Origin of the sequence: Aeromonas diversa CDC 2478-85 (genome assembly GCF_000819805.1) — a bacterium.
Taxonomy (GTDB): Bacteria; Pseudomonadota; Gammaproteobacteria; order Enterobacterales; family Aeromonadaceae; genus Aeromonas; species Aeromonas diversa.
Genome location: NZ_CDCE01000034.1, coordinates 317,051 through 334,156, shown reverse-complemented (window position 1 = coordinate 334,156; position 17,106 = coordinate 317,051). Strand labels below are relative to the sequence as shown.

The window sequence follows — 17,106 nt, the reverse complement described above, 5'->3', positions numbered from 1 at the left end:
TCATTCTGGATGTGTAAACATCTGGACGGCTAAATGAATCGCGTCCGGTCACATTCGAATCAACGACGAGAGAGAAGGCGATGACTCAAGCACACACCCTGGGGTTCCCCCGCATCGGCGCCAAGCGCGAACTGAAATTTGCCCTCGAGGCCTACTGGCGTGGCGAGATCCCGCAGACCGAACTGCTGGCGGTGGGCAAGAGCCTGCGTGAGCGCCACTGGCAGGCCCAGCGTCAGGCTGGCGTGAGCATGCTGCCGGTGGGCGACTTCGCCTGGTACGATCAGGTGCTCGGTACCAGCCTGCTGGTGGATGCGGTGCCGGCGCGTCATCGCGACGGCGAGACCACCCTCGACACCCTGTTCCGGGTCGCCCGTGGCCGTGCCCCGACTGGCCAGCCCGCCGCCGCCGCCGAGATGACCAAGTGGTTCAACACTAACTACCACTACCTGGTGCCCGAGTTCCATCAGGATCAACGCTTCCGCCTCGGCTGGTCCCAGCTGTTTGATGAAGTGGAAGAGGCCAAGGCCCTCGGCCTGCCGGTCAAGGCGGTGCTGCTCGGCCCCGTCTCCTACCTCTGGCTCGGCAAAGAGAAAGAGAGCGGCTTCTCCCGCCTCGAGCTGCTCGACCGGCTGCTCGTCGTCTATCAGGAGATCCTGGCCAAACTGGCCGCCCAGGGCGTGGAGTGGGTGCAAATTGACGAGCCGGCGCTGACCCTGGATCTGCCGGACGAGTGGCGCGTCGCCTACCTGCGTGCCTATGAGCGCCTGGCCGGCCCCTGCAAGCTCCTGCTCACCACCTATTTCGGCTCGGTGGCACACCAGCGCGATCTCATCACCAGCCTGAAGGTCGACGGCCTGCACCTGGATCTGGTGGCGGCCCCCGAGCAGGTCGAGAGCGTGATCCCCAAGCTGCCGGCCCACTGGGTAGTCTCGGCCGGGGTCATCAACGGTCGCAACGTGTGGCGTGCCAACCTGCTGGCGGTGGGTGAGCGCCTCAAGGATCTCAAGGCGCGCCTCGGCGAGCGCCTGTGGATTGGCTCCTCCTGCTCCCTGCTGCACAGCCCGGTGGATCTCTCCCTCGAGCACGAGCTGAGCCCCCAGGTGAAAAGCTGGTTCGCCTTCGCCTTGCAAAAAAGCTACGAGCTGGGGCTGCTGGCCGATTACCTCGATGGCGGCGAGCCGTCGCGGGTGGCCGCCTACAGCCAGCCCATCATCGATAGGGCCCGCGACGGCAAGGTGCACAAGAGCGCGGTGCAGTCGCGTCTGGCGGCCCTGACCGAGCAGGCGTTCCACCGTGCCAGCGCCTACCCGGTGCGTGCCCAGCATCAGCGCGAGATCCTGCGTTTGCCGCTGTTGCCGACCACCACCATCGGCTCCTTCCCGCAGACCAGCGAAATTCGTGCCCTGCGCCAGGAGTGGCGCGCCGGTCGCGTCGATGACAGCACTTACCAGGCGGGGATCCGCGCCCAGATCAAGGATGCCATCCTGCGCCAGGAGGCCATCGGGCTGGACGTGCTGGTGCACGGCGAGGCCGAGCGCAACGACATGGTCGAGTACTTCGGTGAGCTGCTGGACGGTTTTGCCATCACCCGCTTCGGCTGGGTACAGAGCTACGGCTCGCGCTGCGTCAAGCCGCCGGTGATCACCGGTGATATCGACCGCCCGACCCCCATGACACTCGAATGGATCAACTACGCCCAAAGCCTGACCGACAAGCCGGTCAAGGGGATGCTGACTGGTCCCGTGACCATCCTCTGCTGGTCCTTCCCGCGCGAAGACGTGAGCCGCGAGCAGTCGGCCCTGCAGATTGCCCTGGCGATCCGTGACGAGGTGGCAGACCTGGAGGCGGCCGGAGTCAAGGTCATCCAGATCGACGAGCCGGCCATTCGCGAGGGGCTGCCCCTGCGTGCCGGGGATCACCAGGCCTACCTTGACTGGGCGGTGCGCAGTTTCCGCCTGAGCGCCAGCCCGGTGGCGGACAGCACCCAGATCCACACCCACATGTGCTACAGCGACTTCAACCTCATCATAGAGGCGGTGGCGGCACTCGATGCGGATGTCATCACCATCGAGACCAGCCGTAGCCAGATGCAGTTGCTCGAGGCGTTCGAGCGCTTCAACTACCCCAACGAGATTGGCCCTGGCGTCTACGACATTCACTCCCCCAACGTGCCGAGCCAGCACTGGATCGAGGCCCTGCTTCGCAAGGCGGCGCGTAAGATCCCCGCCGAGCGGCTGTGGGTCAACCCGGATTGCGGCCTCAAGACCCGCGGTTGGGCCGAGACCGAGGCGGCCCTCGGGGTGATGGTGGCCGCCACCCGCGCCCTGCGTGAGGAGCTGGCTCGGGTGCCCGAGTCGGTCTAACCCGTGAGCAAGGAGGGGAGGCTGAGCCTCCCCTCCTTGCCAGTGAAACCTCAAGACCGGGAGAGGCGTGGTTCGCTTACCTTTACAGGGGCGTCGGGGTCGCCCATGATGGTGATTTTGTGCTGTGGAGCGAGACGATGTTCCTGTTTGACGTAACGGACGAGCAGGGGGCCCATGCCCGGATCCGGGTGCAGGCGCTGGACTGGGTGCAGTGTGGCCCCGTCACCCTGGAGTGCACCGACGACACCCTGGCATTAACACTGCTGAGCGGTTGCCGCTGCGATGCGGTGGGTTTTTTCAATCTACTGGCAGGCAGCAAGCCTCTGCATGTGGAGCAGTGGCTGGAGTATCTGCGTGAGCAGGGAAAACTGGTCTCACTCAAGAGCCACCACCTCGCCCCCGATGGTCCCCATTACTTGCACGAAGCGGGCATCGATGATGAAGAGTGCGCCACCCTGCTCAGTAATCTCTACAAGGTGGCCGGTTTTAACCGGTTGCAGCTCAATCGTTATCTCAAGCACAGGAGCAATCCCGCCATGCTCGCCACCCGCTACGATCAGGGGGAGCTGGAGCGCTATCGGTTGCTGAACGAGGTGATCCGGGGGCTATTGCGGCTCAAGGGGAAGGCAAAAGCAGAAGGAAACGAATGACACCCATTGTGTGGCTTGTTAGAGTCCATCAAGCAAAGTGATAAAAATATCATCCACATCCATTAAATCGTAATAAATGTGAGTGAAAACACTTTCATGCCTCGGTAAAGTGGGCAATATGGATCTGTAATAGCTACAAAGGGGTACATTGGATGTTGTTAGAGCCTGTTAACACGGCAAAGGCCAGACAGTTACTGAATCAGACCATGGCACTGGTGCTTGCGGGAGGGAGGGGAAGCCGCCTCAAGCAGTTGACCGATAACCGGGCCAAGCCGGCGGTTCATTTCGGCGGTAAGTTTCGCATCATCGATTTTGTGCTCTCCAACTGTGTCAACTCGGGGATCCGCCGCATCGGCGTGGTGACCCAATACAAGTCCCATAGCCTGCTGCGACATCTTCAGTCCGGCTGGTCCTTCCTGCGCTATCAGATGAACGAGTTTATCGATCTGCTGCCGGCTCAGCAGCGGGTCGACGAGGTACACTGGTACCGCGGCACGGCCGATGCCGTCTACCAGAACATGGATATTATCCGCGACCACGGGCCCAAATACATAGTGGTGCTGGCCGGGGATCACGTCTACAAGATGGACTACGCCAGCATGCTGCTCGACCATGTGCGGCTCGGTGCCAAGGTGACGGTCGCCTGCATCGAGGTGCCGCGGGCAGAGGCCACCGCCTTCGGGGTCATGGCGGTGGACGAGTCGCGCAAGATCAGCGCCTTCGTCGAGAAACCGACCAACCCGCCCCCCATGCCGGGCAAGCCCGATACGGCGCTCGCCTCCATGGGGATTTACATCTTCGAGGCGGAGTTCCTCTATCAGCTGCTGGAAGAGGATATCCGCGACGAGAGCTCCCATCACGACTTTGGCATGAACGTGATCCCGCGGGTGGTGAGCGAGGGCGTCGCCTATGCACACCCCTTCAGCATGTCCTGTGTCGGCTGCTGTCCGGACCAGCGCCCCTACTGGCGTGATGTGGGTACGGTGGAGTCGTTCTGGGAGGCCAACATGGATCTTGCCTCCGTGCTGCCCGAGCTGGACGTATACGATCAAAACTGGCCCATTTGGACCAGCCAGCTGATGACCCCGCCGGCCAAGTTCGTGCAAGACCGTAACGGCCAGCACGGGATGACCATCAACTCCCTGTTCGCCGGTGGCACCATAGTGAGCGGCTCTTTCGTGATGAGCTCTGTGCTCTTTACCAATGTGCGGGTCCACTCCTTCTGCACCCTGGATCAGGCGGTGATCTTCCCGGGTGTCGAGGTCGGTGCTGGCTGCCGTCTGCGCCGTGTGGTGGTCGACAAGGGGTGCAAGCTGCCCGAGGGGTTGGTGGTCGGGGAGAATGCCGATGAGGATGCCCGCCGCTTCTACCGCTCCGAGCAGGGCATAGTACTGGTGACGCGAGACATGCTGGAGCGTCTGGGCGAGGTGCAGCCGAGCCTGGAGCCGGAGCTGAGTGTCGAGTAAGAGCGATTGCTGACAAAGAGGGGGAGCCAATGGCTCCCCCTTTTCATTGCGATGACATGGCTATAGCAGGGTCAGCGGGATCTCGAGGCGACCGGGTCGTACCTCGAGCCCACCGACGTGCTCCTTGGCCATGGCCTCTTTCTCGTTCTTCTCGTTCAGGCGATAGACGGGGGTCTGTTCGAGGAACTGGCTCAAGGAGAGGCTGATCATGGGGAGCAGGGGAGTGAGGGCTGCGCCGACATCGTCCGGCTCTGTGGCGACGGAGATCAGCTCCAGATCCTGAAGGTAGATGGCGCCCTGCTTGGGTTGATAGTCGGGGCGGGCGCGCAGGGCGAGGCGCACCGACATGGCCTGGCGTCCGGACGGCGTGGTAATGGTGAGATCGCCCGCGCCGTCGAGATCGATCTTGTCCGGCGCACTGCGTCCGATATGGCTCTTGAGATCCCCAAGGCGGATCTTTGCCGACATGATACCCGGGATCCCCAGGCTCTTTTCGAAGCCAGCCTTGCTGGCCAGGTAGTCGTTGATCTGCTGCTCGCTGACGCTGGTGCTGGTGAGCGAGGCGCAAGCGCCCAGCAGCAGGGCGAGGGATGACGCCAGGAGGCGACGAGAGAGAGGGGACATGGAAACTCCGCTAACCGTGATGTTGGCGCGATCTTAGCGGCTCTGTGCCCCCTTGCCTAGGGCTCGCCTGCTCCTGGCCTATGGCTGCGCCTGCTCCCGCTGGGCCTGGCAGAAGGCGATGAAGCGCTGCATGGCGCGGGAGAGGTATTTTTGTCGATGCCAGACCAGCGTGAGACGGCGGGGGAAGCGCTGGGAGAGATCGATCCTGACCAGACGCCCACTGTGCAGGCGATCCCGGGCGGCCAGCTCCGAGATGAAGGAGAGGCCGAGCCCCCGCTCCACCGAGAGCATGACGGCCTCCAGGGTGTTGAGCTCGAGCCCCTGATCGAGCCGCTCCAGATGGGGGCGGATCTGCAGATCGAAGCGCTCGCGGCTACCCGAATAGCTCTCCCTGAGCACCCAACGCTCCCCGTTAAGTGCCGTGATGTCGAGCCCTCGCCGGGTCGCCAGCGGGTGCGCCGGCGGGGCGATGACGACCATCTCATCCTCCAGCCAGGGCTCGGTGACCAGCTCATCGTGCAGGCACTCCCCCTCGATGAGGGCCAGATCCAGCTCGAAGTTGGCCAGCAGTTGGCACAGATTGTGGCTATTGGTAATCACCACCTCGAGCCGCCCCGCCTCATGGTGCAGGGGGGCGATCAGGGTGGGGAGCAGGTAGTTACCTATGGTCTGGCTCGCCCCCAGTCGCAGTAGCCCCGCCTCGCTTCCCTCCTGGCCGAAGAGGCCCTCGATGTCGTGCAGGCGTGCCAGCAGATCCTCGGCCAGCGGGTGTAGCAGGCGTCCCTCGCTGTTGAGCTGCAGCCTGGGATGCACCCGGTCAAACAGCGGGGTGCCGAGTTGGCGCTCGAGCTCCTGCAGGGCTTGGGAGATGGCACCACGGCTGAGGAACAGGGCCTCGGCGGCCGCGCCCAGATTGCCGTGGCGCGCCACGGCGCAGAAGCTTCGCAGTTGCTTGAGGGTGATGTTCATTTATCTTTTCTATATGACGCGTTTAATTCATTTAGATATCGTAAATATCTGCCGGGAATTATGCTAGCCCCATTCCCGGATCCCCTGCGGATCCGCCCGATTGAAGAGGTGTTGCAGATGATAGCGCGTACCCGTAAGAGACTGGCCGCCGCCCCGACCCCCATGGCGGGACTGGCGCTGGGCATTGCCAGCCTGGGCTGGAGTTGTGAAAACCTGGGTGGGCTCGATGGCCGGGCCCAGCTCGGCGGGGCGGCCATCGGTGCCGTGCTGCTGCTCATCCTCACCGTCAAGTTTATCGTCCACCCCCGCCTGCTCTGGCAGGATCTGGCCCACCCCGTGGTGGGCAGCGTCGCCCCCACCTACGCCATGGCGACCATGGTGGTCTCCAAGGCGCTCGAGCCCTTTGCGCCCGGGTGGGGGGAGGGGCTCTGGCTCTTCGCCGTGGTGCTGCACCTGATGTTTCTGGCCACCTTCTGCTGGCACCGTGCCCGGGAGTTTGAGCTGCACCACATGGTGCCGAGCTGGTTTGTGCCCCCGGTCGGCATCATAGTGGCGGCGGTCGCCTGCCCGGAGGGTCGTATGTTGCCCCTGGCCCAGCTGCTGCAGGGGTTTGGCATGGCCTGTTATGCGGTCATGTTGCCCCTGATGCTCTATCGACTCATCTTCAGCCACGAGGTGCCCGACGCCGCCAAACCGACCATCGCCATTCTGGCGGCTCCCGCCAGCCTGTCACTGGCCGGCTATCTGACCGTCTACGAGGCGCCGTCTCCCGTGCTGGTGGCCCTGCTCTTTGGCATTGCGGTGCTGATGACCGGCATCATCTGGCTGGCCTTCTTTCGCCTGCTGCGCCTGCCCTTTAGCCCGGGTTACGCCGCCTTTACCTTCCCCATGGTGATCGGCGCCACCGCCCTGTTCAAGCTGGCCAAGCTGATGGGGAGCCAGGGCGTCGCCGAGGCCTATGTCGCTCAGGTGTACTCCCTGGCCGTTATCGAACTGGTGGTGGCCTTCGTCATCGTGAGCTATGTGGCGCTGCGCTACCTCTTCTTCTTCAAACCCTATCGTGTGCTGCGTACCCATTCCTGACGATAGCGACGTCCTTTTAACCCGGCCTGGCCGGGTTTTTTTATGCTCGGGAATAAAAAAACCGGCCGTTCGGCCGGTTTGGAGGTCAGGCTTGGGCGGCCTGGGTCTGGCGGGATCCCCGCCGCTTGAGCTGGTAACCGACGGCCAGTACCACCAGCCAGGCCGGGATCAGCTCCACCGAGATGCGGGTCCCTTCGGTCAGGTACATGATGACCAGGATGCCAGCCATGAAGGCGAGGCAGAGGTAGTTACCCAGCGGGTACCAGAGTGCCTGGAAGCGGGTGGTGACCCCTTCGGCGGCCTTCTGACGGCGAAACTTCAGGTGGGCCAGGCTGATCATGGCCCAGTTGATCACCAGCGCCGAGACCACCAGCGCCATCAGCAGACCAAAGGCCTGACCCGGCATCAGGTAGTTGATGAGCACGCACAGCAAGGTGGCCGCGGCCGAGACCGAGATGGCGACCAGGGGAACGCCGCGCCGATTGGTCTTGAGCAGCGCCTTGGGGCCATTGCCCTGTTTGGCCAGACCGAACAGCATGCGGCTGTTGCAGTAGACGCAGCTGTTATAGACGGAGAGGGCTGCGGTCAGCACCACCAGGTTGAGCACGTTGGCCACCAGGTTGCTGTCCAGAGCGTGGAAGATCATCACGAACGGACTGCCCCCCTCGCTCACCTTGCCCCAGGGGTAGAGGGAGAGCAGCACGGTCAGGGCGCCGATGTAGAAGATGAGGATGCGATAGATCACCTGATTGGTGGCGCGCGGAATGCTCTTCTCCGGGTTGTCGGCCTCGGCTGCGGTGATCCCCACCAGCTCCAGACCGCCAAACGAGAACATGATGAAGGCCATGGCCATCACCAGACCGCTGACCCCGTTGGGGAAGAAACCACCCTGAGCCCACAGGTTGCTGACCGATGCCTCGGGGCCACCACTGCCGGAGATCAGCATCCAGCCACCGAAGCCGATCATGCCGAGGATGGCCACTACCTTGATGATGGCAAACCAGAACTCCATCTCGCCGAAGGCCTTGACGTTGGAGAGGTTGATGGCGTTGATAAGCACGAAGAAGAAGGCGGCCGACATCCAGGTCGGGATCTCCGGCCACCAGTACTGCACATAGATGCCGACCGCGGTCAGTTCGGCCATGCTCACCAGCACATAGAGCACCCAGTAGTTCCAGCCGGAGGCAAAACCGGCGAAATCCCCCCAGTACTTGTAAGCAAAGTGGCTGAAGGAGCCGGCAACCGGCTCTTCCACCACCATCTCACCGAGCTGGCGCATGATGAGAAACGCGATAAAGCCGCCAATGGCATAGCCCAGCAGCACCGCTGGCCCCGCCATCTTGATGGTATCGGCGATACCGAGAAACAGGCCGGTGCCTATGGCCCCACCCAGCGCAATCAGCTGGATATGGCGATTTTTAAGGCCCCGTTTGAGCTCTCCGCCCTCTTGTGTCAAATCCATGGTTTTTCCTTAACGTCGCTGTTGTCTCTGTGCAGGTGATTGGTGGCAAAAACCTGACGAAATCCGTATTTATTTCGTTACGCTGCCTTTTTTATGGTCTTTTGTGTTTTGTGGTAACGACGAAAGAATAATGATAAAGCGCCATGGATGCACCCACTTTCATCTCGATTGGTCGTGTTTTATCCGTATTGCTGCGATTTTGTGATCGTAATGAGATCGTTTTTTAGTGGCCGGATGATTTATGCGCTATCGGTGTTTGTTCGGTTGACCTGTCGCGTCGTTTGTGGTTTTTGAGGGTTTTGGCTCAGGAGTCGTGACGTTGTTACTCAAACCCGACGCTCAGGATGGCGGGCTGGTGGGGGCGGGGGCCTGCACTCTGCAGATAACCCTCTGGCTGACCATTGCGGCCAGCCCCCTGCTGCTCATCCTGGCCCTGACGCTCTCGCTGGGCTGGCTCTGGCTGGGGCAGATCGCCTGGCTGCACTACTGGCCCTGGCTGTTACTGGTGGCAGGCGCAGCGGGTAGCCTTGCCGGTGCCTGGTTGGCAGAGCGTGTGCGCCGGCGCTACGGACTGCTCGCCTTCTATGCTCGGCTGCTGAATAACCCTGAGCTCACTCGCTAGGGGGCTGGTCCGAGAGACCGGATGCAAACAGATGCAAAGAAGCCGCCTATTTCGGGCGGCTTCTTTTTTCTTGTGAGCAGCGCCATCGTGCACCCTCATCATCTTTTTTATGCCCTTAATAGAGCTGACGGCGCAGTCCGGTGGCCTCCAGGATCTTGGCGCAGATCTCCTCGACCGAGTGGGAGGTGGTGTCGAGATAGTGGATAGCCTCCTGGCGAAACAGCCGCTCGACCCGGGATAGCTCCTGTTGGCACTGCTCCAGGGCGGCGTAGCGGCTGTTGGCACGCCGCTGGTTACGGATCTCGTGCAGCCGCTTGGGGTCTATGGTCAGCCCGAACAGCTTGTGGCGATTGGCCTTGAGGGGGGCAGGCAATTCGAGCATCCCCATGTCCTGCTCGATAAAGGGGTAATTGGCGGCACGCAGACCAAATTGCAGGGCCAGGTAGAGGCTGGTGGGGGTCTTGCCGCAGCGGGAGACGCCGATGAGGATGATATCGGCCTCGTCATACTCTCGGGTCGAGATGCCATCGTCGTTGGCCAGGGCGAAGTTGACTGCTTCGATGCGATCGTCGTAGAGCTTGCGATTCTCCATGCCGTGGGTGCGGTGGACCCTGGGCTCGGCCTTGACCCCCAGCTCGCTCTCGAGGGGGGCGACGAAGGTGTTGAGAAAGTCGTGGGCAGTGGCGTTGGCGCGCAGCACCTCCTCGCGCACGTCGGGGTCCACTATGGTGTGAAACAGCAGAGGGCGAACCCCGGTGTGGGCAAAGCAGTCGTCGATCCGTTGGCGCACCTGATGCGCCTTCTCCCGGGTCTCGACGAAGGGGATGGTTACCTGCTCGAAGGGGAGGGGAAACTGGCTCAAGACGGCGTGGCCGAAGACCTCGGCCGTGATGGCGGTGCCGTCGGAGACGTAGAAGACGGTGCGCAAGGGCGACTCCTTTCTATGGGAAACGAATAAAGTTTCGTGGGATACCAAGACAGATTGTCAACCGGTCTGCCGCATTCAACTTGTGATGGTGACGACAAACCGGAGTCGTTATTTTTTTGTTCGCTATTGTAAAATGGCTTCGCACAACCGCCATCCCCATCCTCAGGGGATTTTTTTGAAGTGAGCAGGAAAACGTTTTCTTGCTGCGGTTGGCTGCAATAATAACGCAAAGGGCGGGGAATCACGCCTCGCTCACCAACAAGGAGACATGCAAGTGCAACAGTACGTACTCTGGTACGAGCAGCTCGGTATGCAGGATGTGGATCGGGTCGGCGGCAAGAATGCTTCGCTTGGAGAGATGATAAGCAACCTCTCCGAGGCGGGCGTCTCGGTACCCGGGGGCTTTGCCACCACGGCGTTTGCGTTTAACCAGTTTCTCGAGGAGAGCGGTCTCAACCACAGGATCCACGATCTGCTCGACAGCCTGAATGTGGACGATGTGGCCGCCCTGGCCCGCGCGGGCCAGCAGATCCGCGACTGGGTGGTGGCCGCGCCGCTGCAGCCGGCACTGGAGCAGGCGATCCGCTTGGCTTATGCCAAGCTGGCCGAGGGGGAGGCCTCCTTTGCGGTGCGCTCGTCGGCCACCGCCGAGGACATGCCCGATGCCTCCTTCGCCGGCCAGCAGGAGACCTTCCTCAACGTGCGCGGTATCGACGCCGTGCTCACCGCCATCAAGCATGTCTTTGCGTCACTCTTCAATGACAGGGCCATCTCCTATCGGGTGCATCAGGGCTATGACCACAAGGGGGTCGCCCTCTCGGCCGGGGTGCAGCGCATGGTGCGCTCGGATCTCTCCTCCTCCGGCGTCATGTTCACCCTGGATACCGAGTCCGGTTTCCAGGACGTGGTCTTCATCACCGGCTCCTACGGTCTGGGCGAGATGGTGGTGCAGGGCGCCGTCAACCCGGACGAGTTCTACGTCCACAAGCCGACCCTCAAGGCCGGTCGCCCCGCCGTGGTGCGCAAGACGCTGGGCTCCAAGCTTATCAAGATGACCTACTCCGCCGACGAGGAGCATGGGCGTCAGGTGCAGACCCTCGACACCGACGAGCAGGAGCGTGGCCGCTTCTGTATCACCGACGAAGAGGTGATGGAGCTGGCCCGCCAGGCCCTCATCATCGAGCGCCACTATGGCCGCCCGATGGACATCGAGTGGGCCAAGGATGGTCAGGATGGCCGGCTCTACATAGTGCAGGCGCGTCCCGAGACGGTACGCAGCCGCCAGGAAGCCAACACCCTGGAGCGTTTCGCCCTCAAGCAGTCGGGCAGCGTCATCGCCGAAGGGCGCGCCATCGGCCACAAGATTGGTCGTGGCCCGGCCAAGGTGGTGAACTCCATTCGCGACATGGATCTGGTCCAGCCGGGGGACGTGCTGGTCACCGACATGACGGATCCGGACTGGGAGCCCATCATGAAACGGGCCTCGGCCATCGTCACCAACCGGGGTGGGCGCACCTGCCACGCCGCCATCATCGCCCGTGAGCTCGGCATTCCGGCTGTGGTCGGGTGTGGCGATGCCACCTCGCGCATCGGCGATGGCCAGCGGGTGACCGTCTCTTGCGCCGAAGGGGATACCGGCTTTATCTACGAGGGAGAGCTCGACTTCGAGGTGGCGGTGACCCAGGTGGGCAACATGCCGCGACTGCCGGTCAAGATCATGATGAACGTGGGTAACCCGGACAGAGCCTTCGACTTTGCCCAGCTACCCCATGCCGGGGTGGGGTTGGCGCGTCTGGAGTTCATCATCAACCGCATGATAGGCGTACACCCCAAGGCGTTGCTCGAGTTTGACGCCCTGAGCCCCGAGTTGCAGGGGACCATTCGCCCCATGATGGCCGGTTACGAGAGCCCGCGCGAGTTCTATGTGGCCAAGCTGACCGAGGGGATCGCCACCCTGGCCGCCGCCTTCTGGCCGGAGCGGGTCATAGTGCGGATGTCGGACTTCAAGTCCAACGAGTACGCCAACCTGGTGGGGGGGAGCGCCTATGAGCCGCACGAAGAGAACCCCATGATCGGTTTTCGTGGTGCATCGCGCTACATCGACGAGAGCTTCCGCCCCTGCTTCGCCCTCGAGTGCGAGGCCATCAAGCGGGTACGCGATGTGATGGGGCTGACCAACGTCGAGGTGATGATCCCCTTCGTGCGCACCGTGGGCGAGATAGTGAGGGTCAACGAGATCCTGGCCGAGAACGGTCTGCGCCGTGGCGAGCGGGGCCTCAAGGTGATCATGATGTGCGAGATCCCGAGCAACGCCCTGCTGGCGGATCAGTTCCTCCAGCACGTGGATGGCTTCTCGATAGGCTCGAACGACATGACCCAGCTCACCCTGGGACTGGATCGGGATTCCGGGATCATCGCCGAGCTGTTTGATGAGCGTAACGATGCGGTCAAGGCACTGCTCTCCATGGCGATCAAGGCGGCCCGCCGCTCCGGTAAGTACGTGGGGATCTGCGGTCAGGGCCCCTCTGATCACGCGGACTTTGCCGCCTGGCTGCTCGAGGAGGGGATAGATTCGCTCTCCCTCAACCCCGACACCGTCGTCAACACCTGGCTCTATCTGGCCGAGAACCACCCGGTCTGATGCCAAGGGTTAGGCATAAGAAGAGGGCCCCGCCGTTGCGGGGCCCTCTCTATTGATGAGCGATCAGAAGCCGCTGACGTTGAGGCGGCCGTTGCTGCTCACCTTGCCGTTACAGGCGGCGGTCGGGGTGGCGCTATCGAGCAGTGCGGCTTTCACTTGAAGATGGGTGGCCAGTGGATGATATGCCTTGTAGAGGGCCGCGGCGCCGCTCACGTGGGGGGTGGCCATGGAGGTGCCGCTATAGCTGGCATAACCCGATACTATCCGGCGCTTGACGCTCTTGGGCACGGTAGAGACTATGTTTGATCCCGGCGCGCAGAGGTCGATGGTGTTGGCACCGAAGTTGGAAAACGAGCTCATGGCGCCGCTGCTGGTGATGGAGGCGACGGCGATGAGGTTAGCATTCGGGTATTCAGCCGGATAACAGTTTGAGGCCGTGTCGCAGTCCAGGGTGCTGTTGCCGGCGGCGGCGATAAAGAGGATCCCCGCACTGTTGGCCCTCTCTATGGCATCTTGCAGTCCCTTGGAGAAGCCACCGCCCCCCCAGCTGTTGCTGGTGGCGATGAGGTTGAGCCCCTTTTTCTTGAGTTCGGTGAAGTAGTCGACCGCCTTGATGGCGTTGGCCGTGGTGCCGCCGCGATTGCCGAGGAACTTGGCGTCCATCAGGCGCACGTGCCAGCAGACGCCGGCGACCCCGATACCGTTGCCGCCGACCCCCCCTATGGTGCCGGCCACATGGGTGCCGTGATCGTCATTGACACCGTCGAAGACGCTGTTGTTGTTGCCGTCGAAATCCCAGCCGTAAACGTCGTCCACATAGCCGTTGTGGTCGTCATCGATGCCGTTGCCGGCTATCTCGCCGGGATTCTGGTAGGCATTGGCGGCGAGATCCTCGTGAGTGTACATGTACCCCTCGTCGATGATCCCCACCACCACGTTGCTACAGTCGGTACTCCCCCCATTCCACGCCTCGCCGGCGCGGCTGCCCCAGGCGTTGGCGGGGGACGTCGCAGACCCATACATGCCCCAGAGGCTCCCACTCATGTAGTAGGTATCGTCTGCGGCATCGCTGTGTTGGTAAATCCAGTTGGGCTCGACAAACTCGACGTCGGGAGCGGCGGCGAGCTGGCTCAGGGCGCTTTGCAGGCTCTGGCCTGCGGGAATGCGCACCCGCTGCAGCTCACCCTGGCCGGGGGCGGCGGCGCGCACCGTCTCCAGGCGACTGGCGCCCATGCCCTTGAGCAGGCTCATCTTGCGGTTGGCCGAAGTGCCGGTCTGATACTGCACCAGCAGCTCGTCGGCCACATGGGGGACACCGGCTTTGAGTCCGGCCAGCACCCGTGGCTCGGGGGCGGCCTGGGCGGCTGCACTGGTGATCGCCAGCAGCAGTGCCAAAGAAAGTGGGTGGTTCATCTGCTCTCCTCCCTGAAAGAAGACAAAGTGCAGCGCAGCGGACATCAATATCCGCTGCGATGCGCCTGACTAGAAGTATAGAAGGGGAGGAGAGAGATGGGCGGCGAAGCCGCCCCGGCATTACGCCTTTTTCAGGTAGGCGGCGACCAGCACGATCTGGATGCCGTTGACCTTGCCTTCGATGTGCAGAGGGTTGTTGGTGAGGTGGATGTTCTTGACCAGGGTGCCGCGCTTGGCGGTGAAGCCGGCGCCCTTGACGTCGAGATCCTTGATCAGGGTGACCGAGTCGCCCTCCTGAAGGCGAGTACCGTTGGAGTCGACGGTCGGCACTTGATCCTCGTCGGCCTCTTGCTGGCCGGCTTCGGCCCAAGCGCGGGTCTCGTCGTCCAGATAGAGCATGTCGAGGTTGTCACGTGCCCACACCTCGCCGCGATCGGCCAGGGTCTTGAGCTGGCGCCAGGCCATCACCTGCACCGCCGGAACCTGGCTCCACATGGAGTCACCCAGGCAGCGCCAGTGGTTGACTTCCAGGGTATCGGGGGCGCTGATCTGCCCCTCACAGGTGGCGCACAGCACCAGGCTGTGATCCGCATCCTGGACCGGGGAGTGGGGAATGGCGTACTGGTTCAGCCCTTCCTGGGCACAACACAGCTCGCACTGTCCGTTGGCGCGCTCAAGCAGAGTGGATTCGATGGTCATGGTGTTGCTCCCCGTGGTAGTGCCGGGTGAACCGGCGCGTTGTCGATGAAAGGGGGCGGATCTTAGCAGAAACCGCCCCCTCTTGGCAGGGAAATCTGTCATATGCCAACAATGGCCCTTCCCTAGAGGATGAAGCGCTCCACCATGGCCTTGAGCTCGCCGCTCTGGTGATGGATGTGGCGGGCCCCATCGCGGGCCGCGTTGGCCACGCTCAGGGCCTCGTCGCTGCCATCCGAGATGCGCACCACGTTACGCTCCAGCTCGCCGACCACGGCGCCCTGCTCCTCGATGGCGCTGGCGATGACGGTGTTGCTCTCGACCATCTGATCCACCTTGCTGGTGATGGCCGAGAAGGCCTGCTGCACCTCGCGGGTGAGGGAGACGCCGCTGCCGGCCTGATCGCTGACCGACGCCATGGTCTCGACAGAGGCGCGAGCCCCCTGTTGCAGCTGCTCGATCATCTGCTGGATCTCGACGGTCGAGGCCTGGGTGCGATTGGCAAGGGAGCGCACCTCGTCGGCCACCACCGCAAAGCCGCGTCCCTGCTCGCCGGCCCGGGCCGCCTCGATGGCGGCGTTGAGGGCCAGCAGGTTGGTCTGATCGGCGATGCCGCGGATCACCCCGATCACGCTGCCTATCTGCTCGCAGCGGTTGTCGAGCTCGTTGATGGTGGCTGCTGCCTGGCCCACCTGCCGGTCGATCTGCTCGATGCTCACCATGGTGCGCCCCAGCATCCGCTCTCCCTGGCCCACCACCTGCTGAGTCTCCTCGGTCATGCGGGCCGCCTGCTGGGCATTGTTGGCCATCTCGCAGGAGGTGGCCGCCAGCTCCTTGATGGCGGTGGCCACCTGATGGGTCTCCCCCTGCTGGGCGGCGATCACCTGCTGGGAGTGGCGGGTCTGCTCCTCGATGGCATTGGCGCTCTGCTCCACCGCCAGGCCACTCTCGCGCACCTGTGCCATCAGGGCACGCAGGGTCTCAAGGGTGACGTTGTAGTCGCGGCTGATGGCCGCCAGCTCGTCGCTACCCACCACGGGGATCTGCTGGCTGAGATCCTGGGCGTTGACCCGGGCCGCCACCCCGCGTACCCGGCCAACCGTCTCGCGCAGCGAGAGGTAGGCGCCGGTCATCAGGTAGAGATAGAGCAGCAGAACCAGCACCAGGGGGGCGACGGTCCACCAGAAGAGGTGCTGATTGGCCGCCAGACGCTGGGTCAGATCCTCTGCCAGCCGCTCGCGCACCGTCTGCTCGAGGGCGGCGATCTGTTTGTCGAGGCCGTCGCCGAGCGCCAGCACCTCCTTGGCGGTGAGCTGGATCAGCTGATCCTTCATCATCTTGCTCTCGAACGTCGCGAGGGCGGCGTGCACCTGGTCGAGCAGGGCATCGGTCTGGGCACCCAGCGCGTCCCGGTAGGCAGGCTGCATCTGATAGAGCAGGGCGAGATCTTCTTCGAGCTCGCGGGTGGTGGCCTGGATCAGATCGAGTCGAAAGCGCAGGCTGCCATAGCCTTCGGCCTGGAACAGGCCGAAATCGGCGATGGCACCGCCCCGATCGCGCACCTGTCCCAGCAGATCGCGCAGCTGGGGCAGGCGATCGGTACTCAAGATCACCATGTAGTAGGTACCGAGGGACGGATCCTGGGTGAGGCTGCCGGCCGCCGCCAGACTCTTGTAGAGGCGGCGCAGATCGGCCAGCAGGCGATCGTGGCGCAGATCGCTTTGCAGCGGCTCTATGTTGGCCAGACTCTCCTTGAGCTCTTGCCACCCCTGCTGCAAGGAGGCAAAGGCACCGTTACCCGGATCGCCAAAGCGGGCCAGCCCCTGATCCACGGCGCGGGCGGCGGCGGCGAGCTGATCGGCGCTGACCTCTGGCTTGTCGTAGAAACGCTGGCTGCTCTGGTTGCGATGGGCGAGCAGGGCCGACTCTATTTCGGGCAGGGGGGCAAGGCGGGCCACGGCCGAGAGCTCGGTGCGCGCCAGCTCGCTCTCTGTCTGGAGCCGGCCGAGCAGGTTGGTCATGCCATAGGCGAGCGGCAGCAGCATCAGGCAAGACCAGAGCAGAAACTTGTATTTGAAAGAGAGCCGGTTACCCAGTTGGATGGCCGGCGTAAAAATCCATTTCATAGCGACTCCTTGTGCCTGTCTTGGCAGGCAGCTCGTTTTAGTGAGGATAGTACTCTGCTCCCG

The 17,106-nt window shown here is 62.9% G+C and carries 13 protein-coding genes; 6 read left to right on the top strand and 7 right to left on the bottom strand.

Annotated features, from left to right (window positions below; all coding sequences use genetic code 11):
* Positions 1-80 precede the first annotated feature (80 nt).
* From metE to glgC, 3 genes are all read left to right on the top strand, one after another.
* Positions 81-2,363 (top strand): 5-methyltetrahydropteroyltriglutamate--homocysteine S-methyltransferase, encoded by a 2,283-nt coding sequence (gene metE, locus BN1121_RS15830; protein WP_005353518.1) that lies wholly within the window; start codon positions 81-83, stop codon positions 2,361-2,363.
* A gap of 137 nt (positions 2,364-2,500) precedes the next feature.
* Positions 2,501-3,013, top strand: a complete 513-nt coding sequence (locus BN1121_RS15825) for a hypothetical protein (protein ID WP_005353521.1) — start codon at positions 2,501-2,503, stop codon at positions 3,011-3,013.
* A gap of 152 nt (positions 3,014-3,165) precedes the next feature.
* Positions 3,166-4,479, top strand: coding sequence for a glucose-1-phosphate adenylyltransferase (gene glgC / locus BN1121_RS15820; protein ID WP_043157571.1), 1,314 nt, complete (start codon positions 3,166-3,168; stop codon positions 4,477-4,479).
* Between the two features lie 60 nt (positions 4,480-4,539).
* On the opposite strand, the gene BN1121_RS15815 is transcribed toward glgC, so the two are convergent.
* Positions 4,540-5,103: a lipoprotein gene (locus BN1121_RS15815; protein WP_005353524.1), complete on the bottom strand. Its 564-nt coding sequence runs from the start codon at positions 5,101-5,103 to the stop codon at positions 4,540-4,542.
* Between the two features lie 78 nt (positions 5,104-5,181).
* Positions 5,182-6,072, bottom strand: coding sequence for a LysR substrate-binding domain-containing protein (locus tag BN1121_RS15810; RefSeq protein WP_005353526.1), 891 nt, complete (start codon positions 6,070-6,072; stop codon positions 5,182-5,184).
* A 117-nt stretch (positions 6,073-6,189) separates the two neighbouring features.
* Here BN1121_RS15810 and BN1121_RS15805 point away from each other — a divergent pair, with 117 nt between their 5' ends.
* Positions 6,190-7,155, top strand: a complete 966-nt coding sequence (locus BN1121_RS15805) for a TDT family transporter (RefSeq protein WP_005353528.1) — start codon at positions 6,190-6,192, stop codon at positions 7,153-7,155.
* 85 nt (positions 7,156-7,240) lie between these two features.
* On the opposite strand, the gene BN1121_RS15800 is transcribed toward BN1121_RS15805, so the two are convergent.
* Positions 7,241-8,617, bottom strand: a complete 1,377-nt coding sequence (locus BN1121_RS15800) for an amino acid permease (protein WP_005353530.1) — start codon at positions 8,615-8,617, stop codon at positions 7,241-7,243.
* Positions 8,618-8,969: 352 nt separating this feature from the next.
* Here BN1121_RS15800 and BN1121_RS15795 point away from each other — a divergent pair, with 352 nt between their 5' ends.
* Positions 8,970-9,239, top strand: coding sequence for a hypothetical protein (locus tag BN1121_RS15795; protein WP_043157583.1), 270 nt, complete (start codon positions 8,970-8,972; stop codon positions 9,237-9,239).
* A 115-nt stretch (positions 9,240-9,354) separates the two neighbouring features.
* On the opposite strand, the gene ppsR is transcribed toward BN1121_RS15795, so the two are convergent.
* Positions 9,355-10,167, bottom strand: coding sequence for a posphoenolpyruvate synthetase regulatory kinase/phosphorylase PpsR (gene ppsR, locus BN1121_RS15790; RefSeq protein ID WP_005353536.1), 813 nt, complete (start codon positions 10,165-10,167; stop codon positions 9,355-9,357).
* A 268-nt stretch (positions 10,168-10,435) separates the two neighbouring features.
* Here ppsR and ppsA point away from each other — a divergent pair, with 268 nt between their 5' ends.
* The gene (gene ppsA / locus BN1121_RS15785) at positions 10,436-12,808 is read left to right on the top strand and encodes a phosphoenolpyruvate synthase (RefSeq protein WP_043157573.1); all 2,373 of its coding nucleotides are present in this window, start codon (positions 10,436-10,438) and stop codon (positions 12,806-12,808) included.
* Between the two features lie 63 nt (positions 12,809-12,871).
* On the opposite strand, the gene BN1121_RS15780 is transcribed toward ppsA, so the two are convergent.
* The 3 genes from BN1121_RS15780 to BN1121_RS15770 form a co-directional block, all read right to left on the bottom strand.
* Positions 12,872-14,221, bottom strand: a complete 1,350-nt coding sequence (locus tag BN1121_RS15780; protein ID WP_043598056.1) for a S8 family peptidase — start codon at positions 14,219-14,221, stop codon at positions 12,872-12,874.
* Between the two features lie 120 nt (positions 14,222-14,341).
* Complete coding sequence (locus BN1121_RS15775; protein ID WP_005353558.1) at positions 14,342-14,920, bottom strand: PhnA domain-containing protein; 579 nt, start codon at positions 14,918-14,920, stop codon at positions 14,342-14,344.
* Between the two features lie 122 nt (positions 14,921-15,042).
* Positions 15,043-17,043 (bottom strand): methyl-accepting chemotaxis protein, encoded by a 2,001-nt coding sequence (locus BN1121_RS15770; RefSeq protein ID WP_005353561.1) that lies wholly within the window; start codon positions 17,041-17,043, stop codon positions 15,043-15,045.
* Positions 17,044-17,106: the final 63 nt, after the last annotated feature.